Raw genomic sequence first — 25,787 nt, forward strand, 5'->3', positions numbered from 1 at the left:
GCGCTCAGGCGAGGTCGGGCAGGGTCCGGCACAGCCGGGCATGCTCCCGCGCGGCCTGGCACGGTCGGGCAGGGTCCCGGGCGGCCTGGCACAGTCAGGCCGCAGTCACCCACGTGCCCTCCTCGAGGTCCGCGGCGACGACCGGGGAGAGCACGATGTGCCCGCCCTCGGGGGCGTCCTGCGGGATCAGGAAGGCGATCTGCTGGGAGAAGTCGGTCCCGTCGGCGACCTCCCAGGGCAGCTGGGACTGGAGGGGCGTGATGGCATAGCTGTCGCCGTACTCCGTGCCGTCCTCGGCCACGTAGGTCACGCTCACCCAGAACGCGGTCGAGAGAGTGCCCTCGCCGCGGAAGGCCGCCTCCAGCGTGGTCAGCATGTACTTCTCGCCGGACCCGGGGGCGTCGTTGAACGTGTTGGCCTCCGCGACCTCCGTGGTCGCGTCCCAGTCGATCTCGGTGACGGCGACCTGCACTTCGCCGATGTACTCGTCGGGCGAGACGACGGGGAAGGTGGTGCCCATCGGCACAGCCGCCTCCTTGCCCACGGGCGCGGCCTCGAGGGATTCCCCGGTCCCGCCGGTCTCGGTGCCAGCGGTCTCCGACGGGTCACCGCCGGTGACGGCACGCACCCCGAAGAAGCCGCCCACACCGAGGAGCAGTCCCAGGATCAGGGCGACGCATCCGATACCGGCGAAGAAGGTCGTCCGGGAGGAGCGAGGGCGCTGTCCGTCGGGCCCGCCGGCGCCCATCGGCTCGGTGCGCGGCGTCGGGGCAGGGGTGCGCAGAGATGACTGGTCCATGGTGTGCCGAGCGTGCGCCGGGGTCCCCCTCCTCAGCGTGGCGTGCGGCGCGCGGCGAAGATCCGTGCGTCTCGGGCAACGCTAACGCACCCGGGCTGCTGCGGGACGACGCAGCGAGTGGTCACCGCGGGTCGAAGTAGAGGATCTCGCCGCTGTAGGTCTCCACCCCGAGCCGGAGCCCGTCGAGCTCGTCGTCGGGGAGCAGGAGCAGGCTGTGGAACTCGGCGCTCTGCCCGCTGCCGAGCGGCCGCACCTCCTGCATCGGATCGGGGAGGAGCCCCTGCGCGATGTCCTGGTAGTAGGCGCGGTGGGACTCCCCGGAGATCCACAGCTCCTCGACGGGGGCGAGCTGCCCCGGCCCGTCGTAGACGACCTGATAGGCCACCTCGACCAGCCGGTAGCCGTCCTCGACCACCGTCGTGCCCCGGGCGCCCGGAAGGCTCGCATCGAGATCCACGGCGAGGGCGCTCACGCTGATCGTGCCGCCGGTCCACGTCGTCCAGCTGAGGGTGTGCTCACCGACGACGGCCGGGTCGTCGAAGCCGCCGGTGCCGTCCGAGAGCTCCTCACCCTGGTCATCGGTGACGACTCCGGGGGTCTTGTCCGGCGCGGCCTCCTGCGTCTGCCCGGAGCGCGTGGCGGGCGCCGCGGCCGGGTCGGGGTCCGGATCCTGATCGAGCAGCCGCAGTGCGCCGCCGACGATCAGGCCGACGGAGCCGACCAGCGCCACCACCTGCAGCGCGACGATGGCGACGATCGCCCACGGCGGGAAGCCGCGCGAGGGCCGTTCGCCCTGCGGATCCGGGCCGGCGGCGCCGGGTGACCGACGCTCTGAGGCGGGCGTGGACGAGAGCGCTGGCGCGAACATCTCCGTCTCCGACGGGAGGGACCCACGCTCCCAGTCGTAGCCGGACGGGGTCCCCCGCTGCTGCTCCATGGGACGAGCATAGGCGTGAGCCGCACCCGGCGCGCCGTCGTGACCAGGACGGGCCGGAGGGATCCGCATGAGCCCGGACAGCACGATGCGCCGCACCTCCCCCTCCCCGGGAAGCACGGCGCACCGCGGATACGGGACGGGGCCCCCACCCCGTCCCACCCGGGTCAGACCGGGAGCTGGGAGAACAGGTACGTGACGTCAGATCCGAACCCCGGCTGAGCGGTGGCGTACCAGGTGCCGTCGCCGCCGCCGTCGGTCGTTCCGGCGACCTCGCAGGTGGCGTGCGCCCCGGCGTCGAGCACGGCGCAGTCGATGGTGATCTCCGGCGGGACATCACCATCGGGGTGCTCGGCCATCAGCACCGCGTTGAACGCGGCATCCTCGACATCCGCCGCAGTGACGTTCTCGAGCTCCGCCACCCCAGTCCCCCAGAGTCCCAGCGGCGTGCCCTCCTGGATCGACAGAGCCGTGAGCCCGTCGGCGTCGGCGCTGAGCAGCAGCGCCGAGTGGCCGAACGCCACAGGCACCAGCCGTGCCTCGATCGGGAGCTCCTGCGATCCCTCGGTGAGCAGGCAGCTCGCCGAGGATCCTGCCAGCGAGGCGATGCCCTCGCACTCGACGTCCGTCCCGCCGAAGAACTCCTGGCCCGCGACCTCCTCGCCGGTCATCGACGTCACGGCCCGATCCTCCCCGTACAGATAGTTCATGACGAAGTACTGGGTCCCGTTGGAGGCGGGCACAGTCTCGGTCGAGATGGTCCCGGCCCAGTCGGCAGGAAGATCGACGGGGGTTCCGCTGTCCGAGCCGTCTCCCTGGTCGCCACCACCCTGGTCGCCACCCTGGTCGCCACCCTGGTCGCCACCCTGGTCGTCGCCACCCTGGTTGTCACCTTGGTCGTCACCACCCTGTTCGTCACCACCCCGACCGTGGCCGCCGTCCCCCCGGCCCTCGTCGTGGCGATGCTCTGCGCTCCTCCCCTGGGAGCTGTGGTCACCCGCCCCACCCGTCTCATCGGCAGCCGACTTGTCGGCGCCGCCGTCAGCAGCCGTGCCAGCAGCCTTGTCGACACTCTTGCCGACATGCTTGTCGGCGCTCTTGTCGACCACAGCCGCGGCGTCGTCGGCGCCGGTGCCGGCTCCGGAGCCCGCGTCCGCGTCCGCCACGACCGCGCCCTGCCCCTCGGCTCCTCCGGCACGCGCCCCCTCGGCGCTGTCCGGAGCCGGGGCTCCACCACAGGCGCTCAGGAGTGCCCCTGTCGCCATCACCGCCATCAGCATCGACCCTCTGCGCACTCGGCGCCCACCACGCGTTCCTGCAGACATTGTGTTCACTCCCCCGTGAAATCGGCCCGGTCCGAGACGGATCGCCTCGTTGGTTCCGGCAGGGACTGCGTCGTCCCCGGAAGCGACTTTACGATCTCTTGACCTAACTACCAACTGTTCTTTAATGGAGAACTTGTGAAGGAAGCCTTGCTAACCACAACCGTCAGGTTGTAGGTTCGTCGTGTGCATCAGATCTCCGACGACCGGGTCGACGCCTGGTTCCACGCCCTCTCGGACAGGACGCGCCGCGACATCCTGCGACGCGTCCTGGTCACCGAGCAGTCGGTATCGTCCCTGGCCAGGAACTACTCGATGAGTCTGACCGCCGTGCAGAAGCACGTCGGCGTGCTCGAACGAGCAGGCCTGATCACCCGCCGCCGCACCGGCCGGGAGACCCTGACCCGGGGCGACGCCGGCACCGTGCGCTCCGCCGCGCAGCTGCTCACCGAGCTGGAAGCCGTCTGGCGCGAGCGCATCGCCCGCATCGCCCGCATCGACGATCTCCTCGACGCCGAGGCCGACCCGGCTCCGACGCCCCCGTCCCACCCGAAGGACTGATCATGCCTGTCACCGATATCAGCCACGACCTCGACGCCCTCACTCTGACCATCACCGCGCAGTTCGCCGCACCCGTTCAGCGCATCTGGGACATCTACGCGGACCCGCGTCAGCTGGAGAAGGTGTGGGGCCCGCCGGAGTACCCGGCCACGGTGGTCGACCACGATCTCTCCCCGGGCGGTCGGGTCACCTATTACATGACCGGCCCGGAAGGCGATCACGTCTACGGGTACTGGAACGTGCTCACGGTCGAGGAGCCCTCCTCCTTCAGCTACGAGGACGGCTTCGCGGATGAGAGCTTCGCCCCGAACCCCGAGATGCCGACCTCGACCTGCGTGAGCACCTTCACCGAACAGGACGGGACCACCCTGGCGAGGTACGTGACGACCTTCGGAACCCGTGAGGGTCTCCAGACGGTGCTCGACATGGGCGTCGAAGAGGGCTCGCGCTCCGCGATCGACCAGATCGACAGCCTCGTCGCCTGATCACCTGATCACCTGATCACCTGATCACCTGATCACCCTCAACGCGGCCGTCTCGCACGGGGCGGCTGCTTCGCACGGGGCGGCCGCCGCGCGTCACAGGGCGACTCTGGGCGCGAGCGTCTGCTCTGCGACACATTTCTGGGCACCACAGGCCATCGGGAGTAGCGTCGCTGCGTCGGCTCCAAGGGCCGACGGAGCGACGCTCCTCTCCGATCTCCGATGCCTCCCGAGGAGCCTGATGACCCTGCAGGACCAGTCCGCCCGCGAGCCCTCGCCCGAAGGACCCGACATCGCGGACGATGCCGTGCCGGACCCTTCCTTGCCGGACACTTCCGAGCTGAGCGATGCCGTGCTGGACGACCCCGTGCTGGACAACCCCGTCTGGTCCTCGCTGACCGGCCACCACGCGCACCAGGCGGTCGGGAACGACCTCGTCAAGCACTTCCCCGAGGACGTCTCCCCCTTCGTCGGGGTGAAGGACTGGGAGCATCCCGACGTGTGGGACGCGGTCCTGGACCTGTTCGGCCACGGCGCCACCGTCGGCGTCTCGCATGCCGACCCGGTGCTGCCCGAGGGCTGGGAGCAGGTGTTCTCAATCCCCGGCGTCCAGCTGACGCAGACGGCTCTGCTGCGCGCCCGCCCCGACTCCGAGGCCCTCGAGCTCGGCGCCGCGGACTCGCCCGACATGCTCGCCCTCGTCGAACGGACCAAACCGGGACCGTTCCTGCCCCGCACCCATGAGCTGGGGCGGTACGTCGGGGTCCGCCGCGAGGGGCGCCTGATCGCGATGGCCGGGGAGCGCCTGCACCCCGACGGCTGGACCGAGATCAGCGGGGTCGCGGTCGACGCCGACCATCGCCGACAGGGTCTCGCCTCCCGCCTCGTGCTCGACGTCGCCTTCCACATCCAGCAGCGCGGCGACCGGGCCCTGCTGCACGCGTCGGCCGCCAACACCGGGGCGATCAGCGGCTACGAGAAGCTCGGCTTCGCGCTGCGGCGACGAGTCACGTTCGGCGCCGTCCGCACGCCCTGAACCCGCCCGATGCCCTGCCCGGACGGCGGCTCGTGACGTACGGTGGAACGCCCTAGGAGGTCCGAGATGACGACGTCGACCGCCGCCCTCCCCACACCCCGCCGCGTCCCTCGCGCTGTGCATGTGGCGGAGGCGATCCTCTACGGTGCCATGGCGGCGCTGCTCTTCGAGGTGCTTCCTCTGCCGATCATCGCCCGGCTCCTGCTCCTCCTCGTGCTCCTGGCACTGTTCGGCACGCTCGGGATCACGGCACAGATCCGGTGCTGGGGAGCCTTCATCGCTCCCGCGTTCACGCCGGCACGGGTCGCGAGCTCGGTGTTCATCGCGGTGAGCTACCTGCTGGCCACCTGGCTGCCCCATGACGCGCCGTTCGCATGGCGCGCAGCGGTCACCGTCGCGCTGCCTCTCGCCTACTACCTGCTCATGCGCTGGGACGATGCCCGCACAGTCGAGTTGCTGCGCAGCCGTGAAGAGGCCCACCGCGCTCGTGGAGCACATCCCGCGGCCGGCACGCGCTCCCCCGTCTGAGCAGATCGGCCACAGCGGCGATCGTCCCGGCACCCCTCGTCGAGGCCGACGCTCAGCGCTCAGTGATCAGTGATCAGCACTCAGCGCCGCCACCCGCTCAGAGGGCGAGCGACTCTGCGGAGCAGGACTCCGTCGTGATCTCTGCATCGGCGATGCGGAGCGTTCCCTGCGCCGAGAGCGTCACCTCGGCCCCGTGCTCGTCCGCGGCGCGGACCAGGTACAGCGCTCCCTGTCGCGTCGGGCGTTCGAGCTCGGAGAACCCGTGCTCGACGAGCACCGGGTCGACTGCCGCGATGATCTCGTCCCATCCGTCGTCCCCGGAGACGCCGAGCAGGGTCGTCCCGGTCTCCCAGTCGCCCGGCGAATACCGGCACACTCCCTCTCGCTCCTGCACCTCCCGCCGGTGCTCGAGAAGGCTCCACTCCTGACCGGTCGACTCGCCGAGTGCGGAGGTGAGCTCCGCGGCGACCTCGTCGTAGTGCGCGACGGCCTCTCCCGCGGGCAGAGGCACCACGCCACCACAGGCGGTGAGCAGCGCCGCGGCGGAGAGCAGCAGTGGGACACGGCCGGTGCGTCGGCGCTCTGTGCGGCACGCAGCATCGTCCACCGTCGTGCGCGCAGTCATCCGTCCCCCCACCCCGTTGTCGACTCACTCTGTCGACCACTCACTCCGTCAACCACCCGCTCCGTCGACCACTCGTCATCCGTCGCGATCGTCTCGTCGTTCGTCGCGATCGTCTCGTCGTTCGTACCGATCGTCGTCCGTCTCCAGAGCGCGGCCGAGCATCTCGTGCCTCCCGACAGTGTGCACGATCGGAGCCGCGAGGGCTGGTGCGCGAGGGTCCGCCGTCTCCGGGCAGACCGAGCCTCCTCCCCCAGGTACGGTCGTCGCATGGATGACACCGCGATGTGGCCGCAGCAGCTCGAGGACCTGGATCGCAGCGATGAGTCCCTGAGGGGATGGGTGGCGGAGCGGATCCATCGGCTCGAGGCCGACGGGCGTCGCAGCGCCGATACCCACCTGGTGAGCGTGGACCTGCCTCCGAGCTGGGACATCCAGCTCTACCTCAAGGACGAGTCGACGCATGCCTCGGGCAGTCTGAAGCATCGGCTGGCCCGCTCGTTGTTCCTGTTCGCCCTGGTCAACGGCCAGCTGCGGCCGGGCATGCCGGTGATCGAGGCGTCCTCGGGGTCCACTGCCGTCAGCGAGGCTCATGTCGCCAAGATGCTGGGGATCCCGTTCGTGGCGGTGGTGCCGCGGTCCACCAGCACCAGCAAGATCGCACTCATCGAATCGGCCGGCGGCCGCTGCCACTACGTGGATCACGCCGAGCAGATGGCCACCGAGGCGCAGCGCCTGGCCGACGAGCAGGGCGGGCTGTTCATGGACCAGTTCACCCATGCCGAACGGGCCACCGACTGGCGCGGGAACAACTCGATCGCCGTCAGCGCGCTCGCGCAGCTGGAGCTCGAACCGCATCCGGTGCCGCGCTGGATCGTCGTCGGCGCCGGCACGGGCGGCACCAGCGCGACCTTCGGCCGTCTGCTGAGGTATCGCAGCCTGCCCACCGGGCTGTGCGTCGCCGATGTCGAGAACTCCGCGTTCTTCGAGGGCTGGGTGCAGCAGGACCCCACGGTGACCACGGACCACAGCTCCCGCATCGAAGGCATCGGTCGCCCCCAGGTCGAGCCGAGCTTCGTGCCCGGGGTGGTGGACCGGATGATCCGGGTGCCGGACGCGGCCTCGATCGCCGCCGCCCGCCACCTGTCGGAGCATCTGGGGAGGCGCGTCGGGGCGTCGACCGGCACCAACCTGATGGCGGCGGCGCAGCTGATCGCCCAGATGCGCGAGCGCGGTGAGAGCGGCTCGGTGCTCACGCTGCTGTGCGACAGCGGCGACCGCTACGGGGACACCTACTTCGACGACGACTGGGTCGCGGCGCAGGGCTGGGACCTGGCCCCCTGGCGGGCAGAGCTCGAGCGGACTCTGCCGCTCGGGGGCGCCTGAGCCGGGTCCGGTGGGGACTCCTCCCCCTCCTCGGCGTGCCGCGTCCCCAGTACGCTGGCGGCACACGGCTCGGGGGAGCCTGGAGGAGGGGATCCATGATGACCGCACGACGACCCGGGGCACTTGCCCTGCTTGGCGCGCTCACGCTCGCCCTGAGCTCCTGCTCGTTGCTGCCCGCCGGGGACGGACCTGAGCTCGCCGACGACGACGTCATCACCATCGGCAGCTCCGCCGCGGGGATGTTCGGGTACTTCGGAGAGGGCTCCACGACGATCGCGGCCGACACCATCAGCCAGCGCTACGAGCTCCCGAACGGGGCGGTGATCTACGAGACCACCGATGAGCTCGACCCCGAGGCGCGCGACCTCATCGAGAAGAGGGCCGGCGCCTATGTGGTCTGGGAGGGGAAGCTCTCGGAGAAGGAGCACAATCCCTGCACCGACATCGCGGCCACGAGCGTCTCGATCTCCGGATCGATCACCCACGACTCCGACGTGCAGGACTGCGGCGACGGCACGCCCCTGCGCGACCTGGAGGATTCCGTGCGCGATGCCGACCCCGAGCCGCTCGGGCAGCTCGCCCACCCCGTCGACGACTGGACGATCGAGATTCGTCCCTGGACCGAGGACGGCCCCACCGGGGGCGGCCCGGACGAATCGGCCCCGGTCGAGCGATACGAGCTCTCCGCGGCGCGGCACGAGATCGGGATGGGGATCACCGGGGAGACCCCCCCCCCCCGGCAGGCTGGGGCGACGAACTCGCGCCCGACGAGGGGGACGGCGCACCCCTGGGCTGGGACACCACCGGCACCGTGCTCACCGACCTCAACGCCTTCCTGCTGAATCAGGACACGCTCGGCTGCGGTGATCAGACCGGGGAGAACCGAGTGATCAAGCAGGGGAAGCCCTCTCAGACCTGGACGTACCGCCTGTGCCCCGGCCAGCACAGCGAGGTCCTCGCCCAGACCCTGCGTGGGCTGTGACGCGTACCGCGGCGTCGGCGGACATGGAGCGGCGGGAGATCGAGGGCACCTGCACGAGGCAGCCGGCGCACCGGCCTCGGTGGGGCGTCGGGTGGGATGCCGGACGCTGCCCGCCGGCTCAGAGGCCGGGGGCTACGCTCGGGCGATGGAGCCAGCGCAATCCGCCACGCCCCGGCCGCAGGGCCTGCGCCGCGTCACGACGGTCCTCGCCCTGCTCACCGCCGGTCTGCTCACGGTAGGAACCGGCCTCGTCCTCCTGGCCTCACCGCCGGCGCTGATCGGCGCTCTCGCTCTGCTGCTGAGCCTGACACCGCTGGCCGTCGCGGCCGTGACCCTGCGTCCCCGGGCTCCGGGCCCCGTCACCACGGCGGACCTCCTGACCATGCTGCGCCTGCTGGGAGCCGGGGCGCTCGCTGCGGTGACCGTTCTCGCCCTCGCCGGGCAAGTGCCCTCGCGCGGGTGGGTCCTCGCGGCGCTGATCGGCGTCGCCCTCGCCTCCGACGGGATCGACGGCCACGTGGCCCGGCGCACCGGAACCGCTGGCCCGATCGGGGCCCGCATCGACATGGAGGCCGACGCAGCGCTGGTCATGGCGCTCTCCGCGCTCGCCGCGATCACCGTGGGCCCCTGGGTGCTCGCGATCGGGCTGATGCGCTACGCGTACGTCGCGGCCTCAGGGATCCGCCCGGCGCTGCGCCGACCGCTCGGCTACAGCCTGTCCCGGCGGCTGATCGGTGCCCTCCAGGGCGTGTCCCTGCTGGCGGCGACGGTGCCCGTGATCCCGGCGCAGCTGGCCACCGGGATCCTCGCCGTCGCGCTCGCCCTGCTCGTGCTGTCCTTCGGGCGGGACGTCATCGCGCAGGAGCGGGCAGAGTGGCGAGCGCAGGCAGGGATGCAGGAGCAGGCACGCGTGCAGGAGCAGGCACGGGCCCAGGAGCAGGCCTGAGCCACAGGAGCAGGCCTAGGGCACAGGAGCAGGTGCTGTGAGCCTGCTCCCGTGCCGGGTATCCCTCACACGAAGGCGCTGGTCCCCGTGATCGAGCGACCCACGATGAGCGACTGCATGGTGTCGGTGCCCTCGTAGGTGTGCAGCGCCTCGATGTCGCTGCGGTGGCGCACCACCCGGTTCTCCAGCAGGATGCCGGAGCCGCCGAGCAGATCCCGGGCGTCGGAGGCGATCTCGCGGGCCGCGCGGGTGTTGTGCACCTTGGCCAGCGAGGCCTGCTCAGGGCGGATCGTGCCGTCGGCCTCGAGCTCGGCGAGGCGCACGCAGTAGAGCTGCATCGAGGTGAGGGTCTGCAGCATGGAGGCCAGACGCACCTGGACGCTCTGCGCCTTCGCGAGCGGGCGCCCGAACTGGATGCGTGTGGTGGCGTGCTCGAGCGCGGCCTCGTAGCAGGCGGTCGCATGGCCGAGGGCGCCCCAGGCCACGCCCGCACGCGTCGCGAACAGGACTGTCGAGGTGTCCTTGAAGGAGCGGGCGCCGGGCAGGCGGGCGTCCAGCGGGACCGTGACCTCGGTCAGCGTGATGTGCGCCTGGTGGATGGCGCGCAGGGCGACCTTGCCGCGGATCACCTCGGCCTCGTAGCCGGGCAGCGACTGGTCGACGAGGAAGCCGCTGACCTGGCCGTTCAGAGCCTCATCGCTCGGATCCTCGACCCGGGCCCACACCACGGAGACGTGGCAGCCGGCGCCGTTGCCGATCCAGCGCTTCTCGCCGCTGAGCACCCAGCTGTCCCCGTCCCGGCGGGCGACGGTCTCCAGGGAGACGGAGTCGGAGCCGTGATCGGGCTCGGTGAGGGCGAAGGCGGCGTACTCGGTGCCGGTCGCGAGCGGCTCGGCCCAGCGCTGCTTCTGCTCCTCCGAGCCCAGCAGCATGATCGAGCGCAGCGCGAGGCCGCCCTGCACGCCGACCATGGTGCCGACGGATCCGTCGATCCGCGAGAGCTCCATGTTCACCAGGCCCGTCGCGAGCGGGGTGAGCGAGCGATGTCCGGGGACGTCGAGCCCGTCGGTGAGCAGATCGAGCTCGCCGAGGCGGCCGACCAGCTCGATCGGGTACTCGCCGCGGTCCCACCAGTCGTTGATCCGCGGGAGCACCTCGGCGGCCAGCGAGCGCGCGTCACGCCAGGCCGCGAGATCCTCACCGGCCACGTCCTGGAACAGGGAGAAGTGGTCCGCGGTGACGGGGAGCAGCTCGGCCGGCGTCGCGGCGGTCGCGTCGGGCGCGGAGACCACGGCGCGGTCGGTCACGACGGAGTCCTGCCGGTCATCCTCGGGACTGCCGGGGTTGCCGCCGAGGGAGATGTGCCCGGGGGTGGGGGCGTTCCAGGGAGTGCTGTTCGTGCTGGTCATCAGGACATCCTCTCGATGATGAGGGCCATTCCCTGCCCGCCGCCGACGCACAGGGTGGCCAGGCCGAAGCGGCCGTCGCGCTCGCGCAGACCGTTCAGCAGGGTGGTGGTCAGGCGGGCGCCGGTGGAGCCCCAGGGGTGGCCGAGCGCGATCGCGCCGCCGTGGACGTTGAGCTTGTCGTGGTCGATGCCGAGATCCTCGGCCGACGGGAGCACCTGGGCGGCGAAGGCCTCGTTGATCTCGACCAGGTCGATGTCGTCGATGCTCATCTCGGCGAGCGCGAGTGCCCTGCGGGTCGCCTCGACCGGTCCGAGACCCATGATCTCGGGGCTGAGGCCGGAGACGCCGGTGGCGACCACGCGGGCGAGCGGCGTGATGCCGAGCTCCTTCGCGTACTCGGCCTCCATGATCACGAGGGCGGCGGCGCCGTCGTTGAGCGGGCAGCAGTTGGCGGCGGTGACGGTCCCGTCGGGGCGGAAGACGGGATCCAGGGCGCCGACGGACTCGAGGGTGACGCCGGCGCGCGGGCCGTCGTCGGTCGCCACGACCGTGCCGTCGGGCAGGGTCACCGGCGTGATGTCGCGCTCGAAGAACCCCGAGGCGATCGCGGCCTCGGCGCGGTTCTGCGAGCGCACGGCGAACTCGTCCTGGGCGGCGCGGGAGATCCCGCGCAGCTCGGCGACGTTCTCCGCGGTCTGACCCATCTGGATGTAGGCGTCGGGCAGCTCGCCGTCCTCGCGCGGATCGTGCCAGGGGGCGGGGATCTCCCGGCTGGCGCGCCGGTCGGTGCGCTCCCAAGCCTCGCGGAACTGCGGGTCGCGGGCGTCCTCGTCCATGAGCTTGCCGGTGCTCGAGGAGATCGACTCGACGCCGGCGGAGATCACGGCCTTCGCCTCGCCGGAGACGATGGCGTGGAACGCGGCGCGGGTGGTCTGGATCGAGGAGGCGCAGAAGCGGGTCACGGTCGCGCCGGGCACGGCGTCCAGGCCGAGGCGGATCGCGACGGTACGGGCGAGGTTGCCGCCCTGCTGCCCCTCGGGGATCGCGCAGCCCAGCTGCAGGTCGTCGATGGTGCTCGGGTCCAGCTGCGGTACCTGGTCGAGGGCCGCCTGGATCATCTGGGCGGCGAGGTCGTCCGGGCGGACGTCCTTGAGCGAGCCCTTGCGGGCGCGACCGATGGGTGAGCGGGCGGTGGCGACGATGACGGCCTCGGGCACGTGGTTCTCCTTAGACGGCGATGTCTTCTTGGACGGCGGTGTCTTCGGGCGCCGCGGAGAACTCCCCGACACCCGGTCTTTAGGTGATACTACGGGTTGCAGGTACCTGATGTGAAGTCCGGCGAGGACTCGACCGCACGGGCCAGCCGCGCCGAGGAGCGAGGAGCAGGCGTGCCAGAGCGTCGATCGCGGCGCCGAGAGCACCGATCACGAGGATCACGACGAGCATCTCGTCGTAGGCGAGACGATCACGGGCGTTGAGGATCTCGTAGCCGAGCCCGCTGGTGACTCCGAGCATCTCCGCAGGGACCAGCACCACCCAGGCGATGCCGAGCGCCAGGCGCACCGACTGGAGCACCGCAGGCCGCACCGAGGGGACGACCACGGTTCGCAGGATCTCCCGTCGTCGGGCTCCAAGGGTGTGCGCGACGGCGACATAACGCTGGTCGATCGACCCCACCGCGGAGGCGGCTCCCAGCAGGATCGGCCAGATCGCGGCGGCCGCCACCAGGAAGATGACGGGGGCGGAGCCCACGCCCAGCAGGGCGACGGCCACCGGGGCCCAGGACAGCGGCGAGATCATCCGGACGAACTGGACCGGCCCGGCGGTGGCCCAGCGCGTGGGGCGATGCAGGCCGATCAGCGCCCCGGCGGGGATCCCCAGCAGCGCGGCGATCACGAGCCCCGCCAGCAGCCGCACCGTGCTGGTCACAAGATCCTGGAGCAGCACGCCCGTGGACAGCAGCGAGGCCAGGGCGCCGGGGACCCGCCACGGGGAGAGGGCGGCGAGCATCGGGCTGCCGGGCCCTCCGACGGCGGTGAACGCCCACCAGGCGAGCACGGTCGCGACCGCGCCGCATGCTCCCCACGCCAGGGCCGCGCGAGGGGGTCGCGCGAGTCGCGACCGAGCGCTGCGGGACCCTCCGACAGCAGGCACCGGCGCGGGGCCGTCCGGGGGTTCCAGATCGTCGGGGTCCAGCTCGGTGGGGGCGATGCTCACGGAAGGATCTCCTCGGTGTCGTCCAGGCCCGCCAGCGCCGCCGGGTCGAGACGGTGGGCGGCGTCCCGCAGGGCGTCGTCGTCGACGACGAGTCCGTGCACCGCGGCGGGGTCGATCCGGTTGAGCTCACCGAGGGGCGCGTCCAGGAGCGTGTCACGCATCTCCTCGACGAGCCGGGCGGTGAACCCGGGGCGCAGGACGGGGGTGAAGTCGATGGTCTCGCCGTGCCAGTCGGGATGCTCGACGCGGGCATGGCCGGCATCGGGCCGGTGCAGGGAGGCGCGGATCGCCGGCAGGGGCTGCGGCAGGTAGGTGCCGGCGAGGTCCGCGGCGACCCCCTCGCGATCCTCACGGCAGGTGCGCTGTGCGCGCACCAGGGCCTCGGCGACGGCGTCGATCTGAGCCGCCGGTCGTCGCAGCAGACCCCCGGAGGCGACCGTCACGCAGCAGGGGTGGGAGCGCCAGACGTCCCCGAGGAAGCGGCCGATGGTGCCCACGCCCTTCGCCTCCCCCATCGCGTTGAAGGGGTCGGCGACGGTGTATCCGCCGATCGAGCCGGCGTCGAGAGCGGGGATCATGTCCGCTGGGGCCATGGGAACCAGCGCGACCTCTCCGCGCGTCGCCGAGGGGGTGCGGCGCACGACGGGGGTGAGCCCCTCGGCACGGAGCATCTGCTGGACGATGACGTTGTGGATCGAGTACCAAGCCGGGATCGCGAGGGTACGTCCGGCGAGTGCGGCGGTCTCCGGGACGTCCCGGCCGAGGGTGAGAGCCGAGCCGTCTACGTGGTTCGCCCCCAGCACGCGGATGTCCGCCCCGAGGTCCAGGCGCATCTGCAGCGCCATCGGGAACAGCAGGTGGACCAGGTCGACGCTTCCTGCGAGCAGCGCCTCGCCCATCGAGGCCCAGGAGCGCAGGCGCACCGGCTCGGCGACCTCGATCCCGGCCTCCTGGAAGTACCCGCGGGCGTGCGCGATGAGCAGCGGGGCGGCGTCGGTGATCGGGAGGTAGGCGATCCGCAGCGGGCCCGACGGGTCCGGTGTGGCGGCGCGACCGCGGCGCACGCCGAGACCGAGACCGGCGCCCGCCGCCCCGGCCAGCAGGGTCGCCGAGCCACCTCCCAACAGTGCCCGACGGGTCGGGCGCACGGTCATGCGATGGCTCCGAGCGATCCCGCCCGGTAGTGGGCGAGCACCTCGTCGCGGCCGGTGCCATCCTCACGGGCCGCCAGTGGGCGGTGAGACCGCGCGGCCCGTCGAGATAGACGATGCGGTCGGCGACCGTGAGCGCCTCGTCGACGTCATGGGTGACCAGCACCGCGGAGATCCGAACCCGGGTGAGGACCTCCCGCAGCCACACCTGCAGGTCGGCGCGGATCGCCGGATCGAGCGCCGAGAACGGCTCGTCCAGGAGCACCACCGACGGGTCCACGGCGAGCGCCCGACCGAGGGCGACGCGCTGGGCCTGACCGCCGGAGAGCTCGGCGGGCAGCGCCTCGGCCAGCTCCGCGATGCCGAGCTCGGCGAGGAGCTCCGGGACCCGTTCGGTGCGGAAGTGTCCGTCGTTCGCGGCGAAGCGACCCCCGATGCCGACATTCTCGGCGACCGTGAGCCAGGGGAACAGGTCCGGGGACTGCGGCACCAGCGCGGGCCGTCGGGGGTCCTCACCGCGGTCGATGGTGCCGCCCTGCGGCTCGTCGAGACCGGCGAGCAGCCGCACCAGGGTGGACTTGCCGGCGCCGGAGCTGCCGAGCACGCACAGGGTCTCGAGTTCCTCGACCTCCAGGTCGAGCCCCTGCAGCACCGGGTGGGCGGTGCCGGGGAACCAGCGGGTCACGCCCCGGAGGGCGAGGGTCGTCATGCCGCACCCCCGGGGCCGCCCGCACTCGGCGCCACCGCCAGGATATTCGGCGCCGCCAGGAGATGACGCAGGTGCGTCTCCGTCGGCGACTGCACGGGGAGGAAGGCCGCCTCCCGGGCTCGACGCGAGGTGTCCGAGCCGAGGGCATAGCCCCGACCGCCGACGACCTTCTGCTCGAGACGAGTGGCGCGGCCGGCGAGCAGAGCGGATTCCAGCCGCACCGAGGCCAGGTCACGGGCGGGAACCCGCTCAGCGTCGCCGGCGGCGGCGGCCGTCACCTGCTCCACGGTGCGCACCAGCTCCGCACGAAGAGCCTCCCAGTCCGCGGCCCCCTGGTGGAACTCCCCGGCGAGGATGTTCCGGGAGGCAGCGTCGACGGCGGATTCCGCGGCGTCGAGCGCCGCACCCGCCAGGCCCAGGCACATCCCCGTCTGGATCAGCAGGAACGGGGCCCGGACCCGGTCGCGGAACGCCGGGAGGTCCTCCGTCAGGACATCACCGGCCGGGATGCTCACGTCGTCCAGGAGGACCACGCCCGAGGAGGTGCCGTCGAGCGCCGTGAGGCCCCTCAGCGGCTTCACGGTCACCCCGTCGGCGTCCCGGGCGAACCGGACGATGGCGCGCCGGTTGCCCGCGCCGCGGACCGGGGCCACGATCCAGGCCCCGGGGCGGAGGTTCGAGCACCACGGCAGCGCGCCCGTCACGGACAGCGTCCCGTCCGCCCGATCGGTGAGCTCGAGCGGGATCTCGCCGAGCCCGGCCTCCTCCTTGAAGGCGGGTGCCATGCCGGAGGCGAGGGCGACGGTTCCGACGTCGGCCCCGGCGGGGAGCGGAGCGCCCGTGGCCTCGTGATACTCGACGGCCGATCGGTGGCCCCACAGCGAGAAGGAGGTGGCGGTGCAGCGACGTGCGAGGGAATGTGCCAGCTCGACCACGAGGGGCAGCGGCGCGGTGAGCAGATCCTGCTCGCCGAGGTCCCGCAACCCGTCCCAGAGGTCGGCGTCGCCCCGGTCGACGGCGCCGGCCTGCGCCCCCACGTCGTCGACCACGGCCCCGACCGAGGGCGGGAGCGCGGCCAGCCCGAGAGCGCTGCGCTCCTCGGTGACGACGGCGGCGGTCACGAGCTCTTCGCGCCCAGGTCGATCGCGCCGAGCGCCCAGATCCGATCGATCGGGGTCTCGACGGCCTCACGGGCCCGCACGACGGCCTCCTCATCGGGGGCGTCGTAGAAGCACAGGCACTTGGCGGTGTCCTCGCGCACGTAGGTGCGCAGGAAGGAGGTCTCGGGGACCTGCGCGTACTTGGGGGCGTTGGCCTTCTTGCGCGCCAGGTACTTCTCCATGGTGATCTCGGCGGGGATATCCCATTCGACGAGATACCCGGCCCCGCGGCGCAGCGTCTTGATGTCGTCGAGCTCGGCGCCGACCAGGCGGACCTCGTCGGGTCCCTGCACCGTGCCGACGGCGTCGCCGAGGGAGGAGGCGAGCTGCTCGGCCTCCTCGGCGGAGCCGGCTTCGACGATCGTGAACAGGCGCGAGTGGTCGGCCGTCACCTGCGACTCGATGAGCTCGGCGGCGGACCCCTCACCGGTCGGGACCAGCAGCGCGTCGATCACGGCCTGGCTCCCCTCGCGGGTTGCTGCGGCAGGTTCGATCTCGAGGAGGAACAGCGACATGTCGGTCCTTTCGTTCGTGGTCCCGCACGACGTCATGCCGAAGCGGGGCTTATGTACGACATTAGCGTGGCACACCTAGCGTGCCACGGCGAAATACCCGGGTGTCCGTCGATGAACGGAGATGTCCGGAGAGGCACCCGTGGGGCGACATTCTCGAGCCACGCCCGACGGCGAGCTCCGGCCCCGTCGGTGCGAGGGCCTACCCTGTCCGGCATGACCACCTCCGGCCCCACCTTCACGATCGACACCCCCTCGCTCGAGGATGTGCCGGCGCTGGCCCGGATCCACGTGCGCGGCTGGGAGATCGCCTATGCGCATCTGATCTCCGGCGACGAGTGGTTCGGGCAGGAGGCGATCGACCGCCGGATCGAGCACTGGACCCACTGGCTCACGCCCGGGACCCGAGCGGCCGACGAGGGCGTATACCGGGTGGGCCGCGACGCGGAGGGCGTCGTGATCGGTCTGGCCGCCTCCTGGCCGCCGCGCGACGCGCAACCGGTCCGGCCGCGCGAGCTGTCCGTGCTCTACCTCGACGAGAACTGGCTGGGCACCGGCGTGGCACGCGCCCTGACCGAGGACATCCTCGAGGGCGGCCCCGCGAGCGTCTGGGTCGCCGAGGACAACCCCCGCGCACGACGCTTCTACGAGAAGCTCGGCTTCACGCCCGACGGCGCGACCCAGGTCGAGGAGCAGCTCGCCAACATCCGCGACCTCCGCATGGTGCGGTGACGTCGGCATGCTCCGCCACGATGAGCCCATCGACCCCATGGCCGCGGCCGAGATCCGCGTGCTCTCCGACGACGACAGCGGCGCGGTCGCCCGGGCGTCCCGCTCCTGGGCGAATGCCCTCCCCGCCTGGCTCGACCTCGCCCACGAAGGGAGCAGCGTCTTCCTCCTCGCGGTCGTCGACGGCTCGCCCCTCGGAGTCGCCGAGCTGCGGCCAGGGCGGATCGCGGAGATCCGCAATGTCGGGGTGCTGCCCCCCGCCCGGGGTCGCGGCATCGGCACGGACCTGATGCACGCTGCTGAGAAACGATGCGCTCCGGCCACCGCGGTTCGCCTCCGGGTCGGCCTCGACAATCCGGGCGCTCGGCGTCTCTACGAGCGCCTGGGCTACGCGGGCACCGGTGAGCTGCAGACGACCACCTACGAGTTCCGCGACGCGGACGGACACCTCCGATCAGCCACCGAGACCGACGAGTGGATGGAGAAGCGGCTGGCAGGACTGCTCTGAGACAGCAAGGATCACGCACTCCACCGATCCCCGTCCCCCGTGAGTGGCATGGCGTCGGCCCCAGGATCCACCTGCAGGATGACGGCCTCGCGCTCCCCGTCGGACGCGCCGGCCCCGTGCTCGCGGGGATAGTCGAAGCATGAGAAACGCAACCATCGCCACCAGCCGCACCCGAGCCACCTCCGACCACCTGATCGACTACCGCCCGCTCCCCGCCGCCTGGGGCGACGTCGAAGCCCTCCACGAGCTGCGAGCTGCCAAGGCCCTGGCTGCCGAGCGCGGCCTCGACCCCAGCACCCTGGAGATCGCGGCGAGCGACGGCGGCCTGCGCCGCAGCCGTCGGCCGTTCGCCCTGCTCCGCCGTGAGCGCGGCACCCACGCCCGCACCCACCGGAGCCACCGGGGCCACCAGGGCCACCAGGGCCACGCCGCCGGGAGTCTCGCCACCGCCTGAACACCCCGATCCAGCACCGATCACCCGCGCAGCCCCTTCCCGAATCGTCGTCGGGCGCCCGCCCGGCCCGATCCCCCACGGAGTCCTAGGATCACGGGTATGACCGACAGTCGCGCCGACATCCCCTCTGGCGACCTCTACCCTGTCGACCACCGTCTCTCCGCGGAGCGCCTCGACTACCTCTCCGGGTCGCTGGCCGATGACGCCCCGGAGGACCCGCTGGCCCTGTTCGACGTCTGGATGGACGAGGCGTTCGCCCGGCGCGAGGAGCACGGCGACCTCTCGGACCCGTCGGCCGTGGTGCTCTCCACCGTGGCGCTGGATCCCGACGGCTCCCCGCGACCACGCTCGCGCACCGTGCTGCTGAAAGGGCACGACGAGGGCGGATTCGTCGTCTACACGAATCTCGCCTCGTCCAAGGCCGAAGAACTCGACATCACCCCTCGCGCGGCGCTCCTGCTGCCCTGGTATCCGCTCCAGCGGCAGGTGCGGATCGAGGGCCGGGTCGAGCCCGTACCTGCGGGTGAGTCCGACGCCTATTGGGTGCAGCGTCCGCGCGGCTCGCAGCTGGGTGCCTGGGCCTCGCACCAGTCCCGCGAGATCGGGTCGCGGGCCGAGCTCGATGCGCAGTATGCGGAGGCTGAGGCGCGGTTCGACGGGCAGGTGATCCCGCGCCCGGACTTCTGGGGCGGCCTCCGGATCCACCCCGAGCGCGTCGAGTTCTGGCAGGGCCGGCAGAACCGCCTCCACGACCGCATCGCCTATGCGCTCGGGGCAGACGGCATCTGGGTGCGGCACCGGCTGCAGCCGTGATCACCCCTTTCCGGCCCGCTGCCCTGACCCCGCAGCCCAGACTGCTCAGTTCTGACTGCTCAGTTCTGACTGCTCAGTTCTGACTGCTCAGTTCTGACTGCTCAGTTCTGGCTGCTCGGTTCTGGCTGCTCGGTTCTGGCTGTCGAGCCCGGCCCGCTCCGTCTCCAGCCCGCACGCGGCGCCCCTTCGGGCACCCTGGGTAGGATTTCCGGTATGACCGGCTCCCCGTCCCAGCCCCGCTCCCGCACCCCGCTCATCGTGGGCATCATCGCCGCGATCGCGTGCCTGGGTCTCGTGCTCCTCGTCGTGATCGGGCTGGTCGTCGGCGGAGTGCTGTACACCAGCGGCCGCACGGATCAGGAGGTCCCCGCGGGCTCGGGTTCGAGCACAGAAGGCCTGGCCCTGCCCCCAGGGGTCGACGCCGACGCGCCATACCTCGAGCTGAGCACCGCGGCCGACGGCCCCGTCGTCGACGTCTATGTCGACTTCCTGTGCCCCCATTGCGCCACCTTCCATGATGCCCAGGGCGCGGATCTCCAGCAGCTGGCCGAGGACGGCGAGATCACGCTGCGTCTGCACCCCCGCCCCATGCTCGACCCGAACTCCTCCCCGGCCGGCTATTCGAGCCGCGCCGCGAACGCCGCGATCTGCGCATACTCCGAGGATGCGGACCCGGCGGCGTGGTTCGCAGCGGAGACGGCGCTGTTCGACTCCCAGCCCGGGGAGTCGGGCCTCACCGATGAGGAGCTGACCGACCTGGTGGGCGAGGCCACCGGCGCCGACGTCAGCTCCTGCGTCGACGAGGGCACCTACATCCCCTGGGTCCAGCAGGTCGTCGAGCCCGAGGCCCGCGAGAGCACCGCGGGCACGCCCGCCGTGCTGATCAACGGAGAAGACTTCACCGGCGACGCCGCCGAGGCCGGGTCGCTGAAGGAAGCCATCGAGGCGGCCTGAACCACCCGGCCGTCTGCCGGCGACGCCCTACCGCTGCGCGCTACTCCTTCTCGGCATGAGAGATCGCGCCGTCGCCCTCGGCGATCTCTGCATCGCGGCGCACCTGCTCGGCGCGCACGACGTCGATATCCACTCCGCCGGAGATGCCGGAGACCTTGCCGTCGAAGCGGATCTGCCACACGGCCCAATCGGCCTGCGCGGGCCGGGCATGCTCCGAGTACAGCCAGTCGGGGCGGGGGTCGGTGACCGGCAGCCCGTAGTGCTGACGCCAGTCCGAGGAGGAGTAGATGAGCAGGCGGCGCCCCCAGGCCTTCTCCACGGCAGCGGTGAACTCATCGAGCTCGGTCTGCGCGTCGACGCCGCCGGGACGGTCCTCGCACGCCCCGTCGAACTCGAGGTCGAGGGCCGGGGGAAGAGCGGAATCGTCCGGTGGTGCTGCCGCGAGGAAGTCCGCGGCCTGCTCGGCGCCGGAGGAGCACAAGGTGAAGTAGTGATAGGCGCCGGTGGTGAGACCGGCGGCCCGGGCGCCGTCCCAGTTCTGCTGGAACGTGGCGTCGGTGAACCCCGTGCCCTCGGTGGCCTTGATGTACGCGACCGTGAACCCGTCGGCGGAGACCTTCGCCCAGTCGATCTCCCCCTGATGGGCGGAGACGTCCAGACCCATGGTCTCGTCGGCCCCGAGCGTGATGTCGCCGGGGAGGTTCTCCAGCGCGGCCGCATCGCCGGGAGTGATGGCGACGGTCATGGCGTCGTCGTCGGCCTGGAAGGGCTCGCGCTGGGTGGTGCCGCTCGCCGCGCCGTCGCCCCGGATCGCTCCGATGAGCGCGGCGGTGCAGCCCCCGAGGACCAGCAGCAGGGTCAGCGCGAGGACGCCAGCGACGAGCTGTCTGCGTCGGACCTGCTCAGGAGTGAATCGGGGCACGGGCGCGACGCTACCGGAGCGAGTGCTCCCACTCGGGGAGGACGTGCCGCGAGGAAGCGATTTCCCTGACTGTCCAGGGACGCCCTCTCAGAGCATCCTCGCAGCGACGCTCCTCGCGTGGTGCTCCGACGGAGAGGACTTGTCGGAGCGGACCTGTCGGAGCGGACTCGTCCGAGGGGACTTGTCGGAGACGTCCCGTCCGAACAGTCCGGTCAGCGGGCGAAGAGCGTGGCGAAGGCGCGCAGCAGCTTCGGCGGTTCGTCGGCCCGCTCGCTCTGGAGTTCGGTGAAGATGTCCTCCATCTGGTCGGGCGAGAAGTACCCGTGGTCGCGATAGGCACGAGCCCGCTCGATGATCGAGGGGATGTCCAGCTCGGGGTGGAACTGGGTGGCGTACTGGCGGGTGCCGACGCGGAACATCTGGAACGGTGCCGTGCGCCCGGACGCGAGCGCCGTGGCGTGGTCGGGAAGGGTGTGCACCGCTTCCTTGTGGCCGACGAGTCCGGTGAACGCCCCCGGCAGGCCGGCTTCACGGATCAGGGGATCCTCACGGCCGGCGTCGGTGAGGGTGACCTCGACGGCTCCGAGCGGTTCGCCGTAGGTGCGATCGATGACGGCACCCTGGTGGGTGCCGAGCGTGCCGATGCCGTAGCAGGCACCGAGGAACGGGATGTCCTCGGCGATCACCTGGTCGAGGACCCGGAAGATCTCGCGCTCGGCGCGCTTCTCGGCGTCGGACTTGGCATCGTCGGGTTCGGAAACCGTGAACGGGCTGCCGCAGAGGATGATGCCGGAGATATCGTCGGCGGAGAGCGCCGGGAACGGCTCACGATCCAGGCGCGCCCAGATCAGTTCGTCCTCGCGCAGACCGGTGAAGTCGAGCACCGCGGCTCTCTCGGTGAGGGCGACGTCGTCTTCGGGGCGGGTGGCGATCTGTACGAACGGTTTCACGCAAGAATGCTAACGGCCCGGGCTGGGCCGCCCTGCCAGACTGACCCCCTGCCAGCCGAGTCCGCCCCGCTCCGCCCTGCCCGCGCGGTGCACCGCCGAAGGAGATCCCCATGTCCGAGTCCGCTGCCGGAACAGGTGATGACGCCGCGCCGTCGGGATCGACGGTCGCCGGCTACGCGCTGCCGCGACTCCTCGCGTCGAACGACGATCCCGGGGTGGCCGCGTGGAGGGCCGAGCTGCCGCAGGTCGTGGCGACAGTGCTGACGCAATGGTCCTTGGTGGCGTCGGCGCCGTTCTCCCCCGGAGGGTCAGCCGCATGGGTCGCGCCGGTGCAGGACCGTGACGGCACGGAGCTGGTCCTGAAGGTCGCATGGGCACATGAGGAATCGCGGGACGAGGCAGCCGGCATGACGGCGTGGCAGGGACGCGGCGCGGCCCGGGTGCTGCGCAGCGAGCTGCAGGGGCCGACGTCGCTGCTGCTGATGGAGCAGGTGCTTCCCGGGACGCCCCTCGCCGACCTGCTGACCTGGCCGGAACGGGACGAGGTGGCTGCGGGGCTGCTGCGTGAGATGTGGTTCCGTCCCGAGGCCGTGCTGCCCGCCGCGGAGGCTGCGCAGTTCCGCCCGCTGTCGCACATGTGCGCCTGGTGGGCGGATGAGGCGCAGGCCCGCGCGGACGACGGACGCTCCCCGCTCCCCCGCGATGTCATCGACCGCGGACTGGCTCTGTTCCGGTTGCTGCCGCTGGAGTGGGACGGGGACCAGGTGCTGCTGGCGACCGACTTCCATCCGTCCAACGTGCTCGCGCGCGGTGAGGGGGCGGCACGGGAGTGGGTGCTGATCGATCCGAAGCCGTATGTGGGCGATCCGCATTACGACCTGCTGCAGCACATGCTCAACGATCCGGAGCGGGTGACCTCGCAGCCAGGCGCTTTCGCGGAGCGGATGGCGGGCTTGACCGGCCTGGATCCGGTGAGGGCCCGGCAGTGGCTGTTCGCTCGCTGCGTGCAGGAGGCCGGAGTCATGGACGGCGCGGCGCAGGCGGCCTTGAGGCTGGCGGCCGACGGCGTGGCGTGAGGGGCGTTGCCCGACCGTATCGATCAGGGATCGGTCCCTCTATCTCGTCGGCGGGCGCCTTCGGGGTCAGCTGCTGCGCTCCCTCGTTCGATCCCAGCAGGTGGTTCCTGGGCGAGCGCGTTCGGGTCAGCATTGCCCGGTGCGGACTCGTCCGGGCCCGCTGCGCCTGCCGGACCCGGTGGCTGATCGCCGGCCGGTGACGGTCGAGGTGGACGACTCAGCGGTGTCGGTGCGGTCACGCGGGTGACACCGGAATGACCGGTCCACGCCACCCGGTGCCCCGCATTCTCAAGATCGTCGACGCACTCGACAGCCAGCGCGTCGTTCTCCTTCTGGTTGCAATGCAAACAGGCGTCCTGCCCGTTGTCGAGGCTCGTGGGGCCGCCTTGCGCATAGGGTCTGATGTGGTCGTTCTGCCGCGACTGCGCATTGCAGAACGGCCCACGACAGGATGTATCACGCCAGGTCAGAAACTTTTCCAGGGCAGGAGGGAAGGCGCGGCCACGGGATTCCACGGCCACCAGCTCTCCCGTGGTGGGGTGCGTGAACAAGCGGCGGATGGTGGCGCGCGTGGCGGGCCCGTCCTCACCGTACGGATCGGGGCCATCGTGCTCCGCACCAGGTTCGGCCCGCCGCGGCGCGACCGCCGCCCGCAGCTGCTCGCGCACCGCCTCCGGCGGGACGGGGCCGTATCCCTCGATGTGCGCGGGATCGCCGGCGTCGGGCCGGAACAGGGCACGATCGGTGATGATCACGCCGAGGTCCAGCTCCACCTGCTCCATCGCTCCGTCACGGCCCAGAACGGTGTCGACCAGAGCATCCGCCATCAGTGCGCCGTGGCCGACGTCGCCGCCCTCGGCGCGGCGGCGCTCTGCCTCCAGCGACAGGCGCTTGTGCAGCAACCGAGCATCGATAGCCGGGAGATGAGCGTGCAGATCCGCCATGCCGTGATCGCCCGGGATGATCGTCACCGCTCGACCCTTCCGCGCCCGGCGATGCCGCAGGAGCGCCCCTTCGGCATCCAGATCCATCATCGCGGCGGCGGCCTCATCCCGCCATCTCCTCACTCCGGCACCGTCGAGGGACGGCAGCCTCTCGCCGAGGATCGCGTCGACCTCCCGGCACTGCGCACCGTCGAGCACCGACACCGAGCCGGCGACCGCGTAGGCGGCCCGTGAGGACACTTTCCGCTCCGCCATCGCGGTCAGCATGTTCGGCATCGAGGCGACCAGTCGTCGCGCCGACGCCAGCGAACTGCCCGCGGCCGACGGGGAGCACCGCGTGATCAGGGACAGGTCCCGGCGGGTGCGCCCGTCGGCCTGCTTGTCCAGGAGCGTCGACGAACGGACGGCGGCATCCTCCTGGGCCGCCTCGTCGCGCGCCTCCGCCAGGCGATCCCGACGGGTCACCTCAGCGAGCGCCACCACCGTGCGAGCCTCGAGCGCATCCTGCGCGCCCCTGATCACCTGCTCGGACACCATGAGATGGGTGATGCCGCCGCGCGCCATCCCCTGCGTCTCGAACAGATCGCCCGGATCCTTCGCGAGTGCTTCGAGCAGGAAGCCCACGTCGCCGAGCAGCTGCGCCAGAGCATCCATGCCGCCGGCCCGCACAGCATCGATCGACCACGGATGGTTCGAGGAACTCTCCGCATCACCGATAGTGCTGTTCGTCGCCGACATGCCCCTAGTATTCCGCGCCTCTCCGACAGACGAAAGGAGCCCAGAGGAAATGTGGATAAGTTCTTCGAGGGCCCTCCAGGCCACCTTCAGGCCGACAGGGCAGGCCCGCACAGAAGGCCCTCGAACAGGCCACCTACCTGCACAAACACTCCCGGCCTTACACTCCGAAAAACTCCGTCAGGAAGTTCTCCACAATGTCACGACGAACATTGTGGAAAACCACCCCCTGGGGAGGAAAGGTCAATACTGGGACCACGAGCAGATTGGCCGCATTATGCACGTCAGGGCTCGACGTCCACGCATTCCGGGACGCACTGTGGACAACACCAGGGTGGGGAGGAACGGCGGCCAGACGCCTCCCCTCTCCAGCTTCGAGGGCGACAATGGGACCCATGACGACACTCGCCGATTTCACCGCGACCACGATCACCGGGAACGAGAAGGACCTCGCCGACTACGCGGGCTCCCCCGTCCTGGTGGTCAACACCGCCAGCAAGTGCGGGTTCACCCCGCAGTACGCAGGACTGCAGGACCTCTACGCGCGCTTCCACGAGAAGGGCCTGATGGTTCTCGGCTTCCCCTGCGACCAGTTCATGCACCAGGAGCCCGGCACCGAGTCGGAGATCGCCGAGTTCTGCTCGGTGAACTTCGGGGTCGAGTTCCCGATGTTCGCGAAGGTCGAGGTCAACGGCGACGGGGCGCACCCGCTGTACCAGTGGCTCACCGGACCGCATGGCGACATCCCCGCCGGGGACATCGGCTGGAACTTCACCAAGTTCCTGATCGGGCGCGACGGGGCGGTGCTGGGCCGCTACGCCTCGGACGTGGAGCCGACGGACATCGCCGACGACATCGAGAAGGCCCTGGCCGCTTCAGCCTGACCAGGGACGACTCCACACGGCACGGCACGGCACGGCACGGCACGGCACGACGCTGCCGACGG

28 protein-coding genes and 1 pseudogene are annotated in these 25,787 nt (G+C 71.3%); 15 read left to right on the forward strand and 14 right to left on the reverse strand.

Annotated elements, in window-relative coordinates; all coding sequences use genetic code 11:
* Window positions 1-94: 94 nt before the first annotated feature.
* From ACT3T5_RS10295 to ACT3T5_RS10305, 3 genes are all read right to left on the reverse strand, one after another.
* The gene (locus ACT3T5_RS10295; protein ID WP_193116932.1) at window positions 95-799 is read right to left on the reverse strand and encodes a hypothetical protein; all 705 of its coding nucleotides are present in this window, start codon (window positions 797-799) and stop codon (window positions 95-97) included.
* Between the two features lie 121 nt (window positions 800-920).
* Complete coding sequence (locus ACT3T5_RS10300; RefSeq protein ID WP_444577244.1) at window positions 921-1,736, reverse strand: hypothetical protein; 816 nt, start codon at window positions 1,734-1,736, stop codon at window positions 921-923.
* 164 nt (window positions 1,737-1,900) lie between these two features.
* Window positions 1,901-3,058 (reverse strand): hypothetical protein, encoded by a 1,158-nt coding sequence (locus ACT3T5_RS10305; protein WP_444577243.1) that lies wholly within the window; start codon window positions 3,056-3,058, stop codon window positions 1,901-1,903.
* Window positions 3,059-3,241: 183 nt separating this feature from the next.
* On the opposite strand from ACT3T5_RS10305, the gene ACT3T5_RS10310 reads away from it, so the two are divergent.
* From ACT3T5_RS10310 to ACT3T5_RS10325, 4 genes are all read left to right on the forward strand, one after another.
* Window positions 3,242-3,616, forward strand: coding sequence for an ArsR/SmtB family transcription factor (locus ACT3T5_RS10310; RefSeq protein WP_444577242.1), 375 nt, complete (start codon window positions 3,242-3,244; stop codon window positions 3,614-3,616).
* A gap of 2 nt (window positions 3,617-3,618) precedes the next feature.
* Complete coding sequence (locus ACT3T5_RS10315) at window positions 3,619-4,101, forward strand: SRPBCC family protein (RefSeq protein ID WP_193116928.1); 483 nt, start codon at window positions 3,619-3,621, stop codon at window positions 4,099-4,101.
* 238 nt (window positions 4,102-4,339) lie between these two features.
* Window positions 4,340-5,134: a GNAT family N-acetyltransferase gene (locus ACT3T5_RS10320; protein WP_444577241.1), complete on the forward strand. Its 795-nt coding sequence runs from the start codon at window positions 4,340-4,342 to the stop codon at window positions 5,132-5,134.
* A 66-nt stretch (window positions 5,135-5,200) separates the two neighbouring features.
* Window positions 5,201-5,662, forward strand: a complete 462-nt coding sequence (locus ACT3T5_RS10325) for a hypothetical protein (protein ID WP_444577240.1) — start codon at window positions 5,201-5,203, stop codon at window positions 5,660-5,662.
* A gap of 97 nt (window positions 5,663-5,759) precedes the next feature.
* Here the strand turns inward: ACT3T5_RS10325 and ACT3T5_RS10330 are convergent, their stop codons facing one another.
* On the reverse strand, window positions 5,760-6,287 hold the full coding sequence (locus ACT3T5_RS10330; protein ID WP_444577239.1) for a hypothetical protein: 528 nt from the start codon (window positions 6,285-6,287) through the stop codon (window positions 5,760-5,762).
* A gap of 267 nt (window positions 6,288-6,554) precedes the next feature.
* Between ACT3T5_RS10330 and ACT3T5_RS10335 the strand changes: the two genes are divergently transcribed.
* The 4 genes from ACT3T5_RS10335 (at window position 6,555) to ACT3T5_RS10350 (ending at window position 9,598) form a co-directional block, all read left to right on the forward strand.
* Entirely contained in the window at window positions 6,555-7,670 is a 1,116-nt protein-coding gene (locus ACT3T5_RS10335) for a PLP-dependent cysteine synthase family protein (RefSeq protein ID WP_444577238.1), read from the forward strand.
* A 95-nt stretch (window positions 7,671-7,765) separates the two neighbouring features.
* Window positions 7,766-8,512, forward strand: coding sequence for a hypothetical protein (locus ACT3T5_RS10340; RefSeq protein ID WP_444594285.1), 747 nt, complete (start codon window positions 7,766-7,768; stop codon window positions 8,510-8,512).
* A complete protein-coding gene (locus ACT3T5_RS10345) occupies window positions 8,482-8,652 on the forward strand; it encodes a hypothetical protein (RefSeq protein WP_444577236.1) in 171 nt (56 codons plus the stop codon). Before ACT3T5_RS10340 ends, ACT3T5_RS10345 begins: the two co-directional genes overlap by 31 nt.
* Window positions 8,653-8,797: 145 nt before the next feature.
* On the forward strand, window positions 8,798-9,598 hold the full coding sequence (locus ACT3T5_RS10350; RefSeq protein ID WP_444594286.1) for a CDP-alcohol phosphatidyltransferase family protein: 801 nt from the start codon (window positions 8,798-8,800) through the stop codon (window positions 9,596-9,598).
* Between the two features lie 65 nt (window positions 9,599-9,663).
* On the opposite strand, the gene ACT3T5_RS10355 is transcribed toward ACT3T5_RS10350, so the two are convergent.
* From ACT3T5_RS10355 to ACT3T5_RS10385, 7 genes and pseudogenes are all read right to left on the reverse strand, one after another.
* The gene (locus ACT3T5_RS10355) at window positions 9,664-11,007 is read right to left on the reverse strand and encodes an acyl-CoA dehydrogenase family protein (RefSeq protein ID WP_444577234.1); all 1,344 of its coding nucleotides are present in this window, start codon (window positions 11,005-11,007) and stop codon (window positions 9,664-9,666) included.
* On the reverse strand, window positions 11,007-12,224 hold the full coding sequence (locus ACT3T5_RS10360; RefSeq protein ID WP_444577233.1) for an acetyl-CoA C-acetyltransferase: 1,218 nt from the start codon (window positions 12,222-12,224) through the stop codon (window positions 11,007-11,009). The genes ACT3T5_RS10355 and ACT3T5_RS10360 overlap by 1 nt, the downstream gene beginning before the upstream one ends.
* A 79-nt stretch (window positions 12,225-12,303) precedes the next feature.
* Window positions 12,304-13,224, reverse strand: a complete 921-nt coding sequence (locus ACT3T5_RS10365) for an ABC transporter permease (RefSeq protein ID WP_444577232.1) — start codon at window positions 13,222-13,224, stop codon at window positions 12,304-12,306.
* Window positions 13,221-14,378, reverse strand: coding sequence for an ABC transporter substrate-binding protein (locus ACT3T5_RS10370; protein WP_444577231.1), 1,158 nt, complete (start codon window positions 14,376-14,378; stop codon window positions 13,221-13,223). The genes ACT3T5_RS10365 and ACT3T5_RS10370 overlap by 4 nt, the downstream gene beginning before the upstream one ends.
* A 301-nt stretch (window positions 14,379-14,679) precedes the next feature.
* A pseudogene (locus tag ACT3T5_RS10375) lies at window positions 14,680-15,084 on the reverse strand (ATP-binding cassette domain-containing protein); the annotation flags it as partial.
* Window positions 15,081-16,205: an acyl-CoA dehydrogenase family protein gene (locus ACT3T5_RS10380; RefSeq protein WP_444577230.1), complete on the reverse strand. Its 1,125-nt coding sequence runs from the start codon at window positions 16,203-16,205 to the stop codon at window positions 15,081-15,083. The pseudogene ACT3T5_RS10375 and the gene ACT3T5_RS10380, both read right to left, overlap by 4 nt.
* Entirely contained in the window at window positions 16,202-16,759 is a 558-nt protein-coding gene (locus ACT3T5_RS10385; RefSeq protein WP_444577229.1) for a DUF4242 domain-containing protein, read from the reverse strand. Before ACT3T5_RS10385 ends, ACT3T5_RS10380 begins: the two co-directional genes overlap by 4 nt.
* Window positions 16,760-16,972: 213 nt before the next feature.
* Here ACT3T5_RS10385 and ACT3T5_RS10390 point away from each other — a divergent pair, with 213 nt between their 5' ends.
* The 5 genes from ACT3T5_RS10390 (at window position 16,973) to ACT3T5_RS10410 (ending at window position 20,214) form a co-directional block, all read left to right on the forward strand.
* Window positions 16,973-17,488, forward strand: coding sequence for a GNAT family N-acetyltransferase (locus tag ACT3T5_RS10390; RefSeq protein WP_444577228.1), 516 nt, complete (start codon window positions 16,973-16,975; stop codon window positions 17,486-17,488).
* A gap of 7 nt (window positions 17,489-17,495) precedes the next feature.
* Window positions 17,496-17,993, forward strand: coding sequence for a GNAT family N-acetyltransferase (locus tag ACT3T5_RS10395; RefSeq protein ID WP_444594287.1), 498 nt, complete (start codon window positions 17,496-17,498; stop codon window positions 17,991-17,993).
* Window positions 17,994-18,132: 139 nt separating this feature from the next.
* Entirely contained in the window at window positions 18,133-18,447 is a 315-nt protein-coding gene (locus ACT3T5_RS10400; protein ID WP_444594288.1) for a hypothetical protein, read from the forward strand.
* Window positions 18,448-18,546: 99 nt separating this feature from the next.
* Window positions 18,547-19,260 (forward strand): pyridoxamine 5'-phosphate oxidase, encoded by a 714-nt coding sequence (gene pdxH / locus ACT3T5_RS10405; RefSeq protein ID WP_444594289.1) that lies wholly within the window; start codon window positions 18,547-18,549, stop codon window positions 19,258-19,260.
* A 213-nt stretch (window positions 19,261-19,473) separates the two neighbouring features.
* Window positions 19,474-20,214 carry a DsbA family protein gene (locus ACT3T5_RS10410; protein WP_444594290.1) on the forward strand — a complete coding sequence of 247 codons (741 nt, stop codon included), beginning with the start codon at window positions 19,474-19,476 and terminating at the stop codon, window positions 20,212-20,214.
* A 40-nt stretch (window positions 20,215-20,254) separates the two neighbouring features.
* On the opposite strand, the gene ACT3T5_RS10415 is transcribed toward ACT3T5_RS10410, so the two are convergent.
* Both ACT3T5_RS10415 and ACT3T5_RS10420 read right to left on the reverse strand, forming a co-directional pair.
* Complete coding sequence (locus ACT3T5_RS10415; protein WP_444594291.1) at window positions 20,255-21,136, reverse strand: glycoside hydrolase family 25 protein; 882 nt, start codon at window positions 21,134-21,136, stop codon at window positions 20,255-20,257.
* Window positions 21,137-21,348: 212 nt separating this feature from the next.
* A complete protein-coding gene (locus ACT3T5_RS10420) occupies window positions 21,349-22,086 on the reverse strand; it encodes a glutamine amidotransferase (RefSeq protein WP_444577220.1) in 738 nt (245 codons plus the stop codon).
* 110 nt (window positions 22,087-22,196) lie between these two features.
* Here ACT3T5_RS10420 and ACT3T5_RS10425 point away from each other — a divergent pair, with 110 nt between their 5' ends.
* Window positions 22,197-23,162, forward strand: a complete 966-nt coding sequence (locus ACT3T5_RS10425; RefSeq protein ID WP_444594292.1) for an aminoglycoside phosphotransferase family protein — start codon at window positions 22,197-22,199, stop codon at window positions 23,160-23,162.
* A 23-nt stretch (window positions 23,163-23,185) separates the two neighbouring features.
* On the opposite strand, the gene ACT3T5_RS10430 is transcribed toward ACT3T5_RS10425, so the two are convergent.
* Window positions 23,186-24,844, reverse strand: a complete 1,659-nt coding sequence (locus ACT3T5_RS10430; RefSeq protein WP_444594293.1) for an HNH endonuclease — start codon at window positions 24,842-24,844, stop codon at window positions 23,186-23,188.
* Window positions 24,845-25,236: 392 nt separating this feature from the next.
* Here ACT3T5_RS10430 and ACT3T5_RS10435 point away from each other — a divergent pair, with 392 nt between their 5' ends.
* Window positions 25,237-25,725, forward strand: a complete 489-nt coding sequence (locus ACT3T5_RS10435) for a glutathione peroxidase (protein ID WP_444594294.1) — start codon at window positions 25,237-25,239, stop codon at window positions 25,723-25,725.
* Window positions 25,726-25,787 lie beyond the last annotated feature (62 nt).

It is taken from the genome of Brachybacterium sp. AOP3-A1-3, assembly GCF_052378285.1.
GTDB lineage: Bacteria > Actinomycetota > Actinomycetes > Actinomycetales > Dermabacteraceae > Brachybacterium.

What these genes read in the sequence shown, in the direction of transcription:
- ACT3T5_RS10295 (WP_193116932.1), bottom strand. Translation starts at nt 799, where the DNA reads ATGGACCAGTCATCTCTGCGCACCCCTGCCCCGACGCCGCGCACCGAG.
- ACT3T5_RS10300 (WP_444577244.1), bottom strand. Translation starts at nt 1,736, where the DNA reads ATGGAGCAGCAGCGGGGGACCCCGTCCGGCTACGACTGGGAGCGTGGG.
- ACT3T5_RS10305 (WP_444577243.1), bottom strand. Translation starts at nt 3,058, where the DNA reads ATGTCTGCAGGAACGCGTGGTGGGCGCCGAGTGCGCAGAGGGTCGATG.
- ACT3T5_RS10315 (WP_193116928.1), top strand. Translation starts at nt 3,619, where the DNA reads ATGCCTGTCACCGATATCAGCCACGACCTCGACGCCCTCACTCTGACC.
- ACT3T5_RS10320 (WP_444577241.1), top strand. Translation starts at nt 4,340, where the DNA reads ATGACCCTGCAGGACCAGTCCGCCCGCGAGCCCTCGCCCGAAGGACCC.
- ACT3T5_RS10325 (WP_444577240.1), top strand. Translation starts at nt 5,201, where the DNA reads ATGACGACGTCGACCGCCGCCCTCCCCACACCCCGCCGCGTCCCTCGC.
- ACT3T5_RS10330 (WP_444577239.1), bottom strand. Translation starts at nt 6,287, where the DNA reads ATGACTGCGCGCACGACGGTGGACGATGCTGCGTGCCGCACAGAGCGC.
- ACT3T5_RS10335 (WP_444577238.1), top strand. Translation starts at nt 6,555, where the DNA reads ATGGATGACACCGCGATGTGGCCGCAGCAGCTCGAGGACCTGGATCGC.
- ACT3T5_RS10340 (WP_444594285.1), top strand. Translation starts at nt 7,766, where the DNA reads ATGATGACCGCACGACGACCCGGGGCACTTGCCCTGCTTGGCGCGCTC.
- ACT3T5_RS10350 (WP_444594286.1), top strand. Translation starts at nt 8,798, where the DNA reads ATGGAGCCAGCGCAATCCGCCACGCCCCGGCCGCAGGGCCTGCGCCGC.
- ACT3T5_RS10355 (WP_444577234.1), bottom strand. Translation starts at nt 11,007, where the DNA reads ATGACCAGCACGAACAGCACTCCCTGGAACGCCCCCACCCCCGGGCAC.
- ACT3T5_RS10370 (WP_444577231.1), bottom strand. Translation starts at nt 14,378, where the DNA reads ATGACCGTGCGCCCGACCCGTCGGGCACTGTTGGGAGGTGGCTCGGCG.
- ACT3T5_RS10385 (WP_444577229.1), bottom strand. Translation starts at nt 16,759, where the DNA reads ATGTCGCTGTTCCTCCTCGAGATCGAACCTGCCGCAGCAACCCGCGAG.
- ACT3T5_RS10390 (WP_444577228.1), top strand. Translation starts at nt 16,973, where the DNA reads ATGACCACCTCCGGCCCCACCTTCACGATCGACACCCCCTCGCTCGAG.
- ACT3T5_RS10395 (WP_444594287.1), top strand. Translation starts at nt 17,496, where the DNA reads ATGCTCCGCCACGATGAGCCCATCGACCCCATGGCCGCGGCCGAGATC.
- ACT3T5_RS10400 (WP_444594288.1), top strand. Translation starts at nt 18,133, where the DNA reads ATGAGAAACGCAACCATCGCCACCAGCCGCACCCGAGCCACCTCCGAC.
- pdxH (WP_444594289.1), top strand. Translation starts at nt 18,547, where the DNA reads ATGACCGACAGTCGCGCCGACATCCCCTCTGGCGACCTCTACCCTGTC.
- ACT3T5_RS10410 (WP_444594290.1), top strand. Translation starts at nt 19,474, where the DNA reads ATGACCGGCTCCCCGTCCCAGCCCCGCTCCCGCACCCCGCTCATCGTG.
- ACT3T5_RS10425 (WP_444594292.1), top strand. Translation starts at nt 22,197, where the DNA reads ATGTCCGAGTCCGCTGCCGGAACAGGTGATGACGCCGCGCCGTCGGGA.
- ACT3T5_RS10430 (WP_444594293.1), bottom strand. Translation starts at nt 24,844, where the DNA reads ATGTCGGCGACGAACAGCACTATCGGTGATGCGGAGAGTTCCTCGAAC.
- ACT3T5_RS10435 (WP_444594294.1), top strand. Translation starts at nt 25,237, where the DNA reads ATGACGACACTCGCCGATTTCACCGCGACCACGATCACCGGGAACGAG.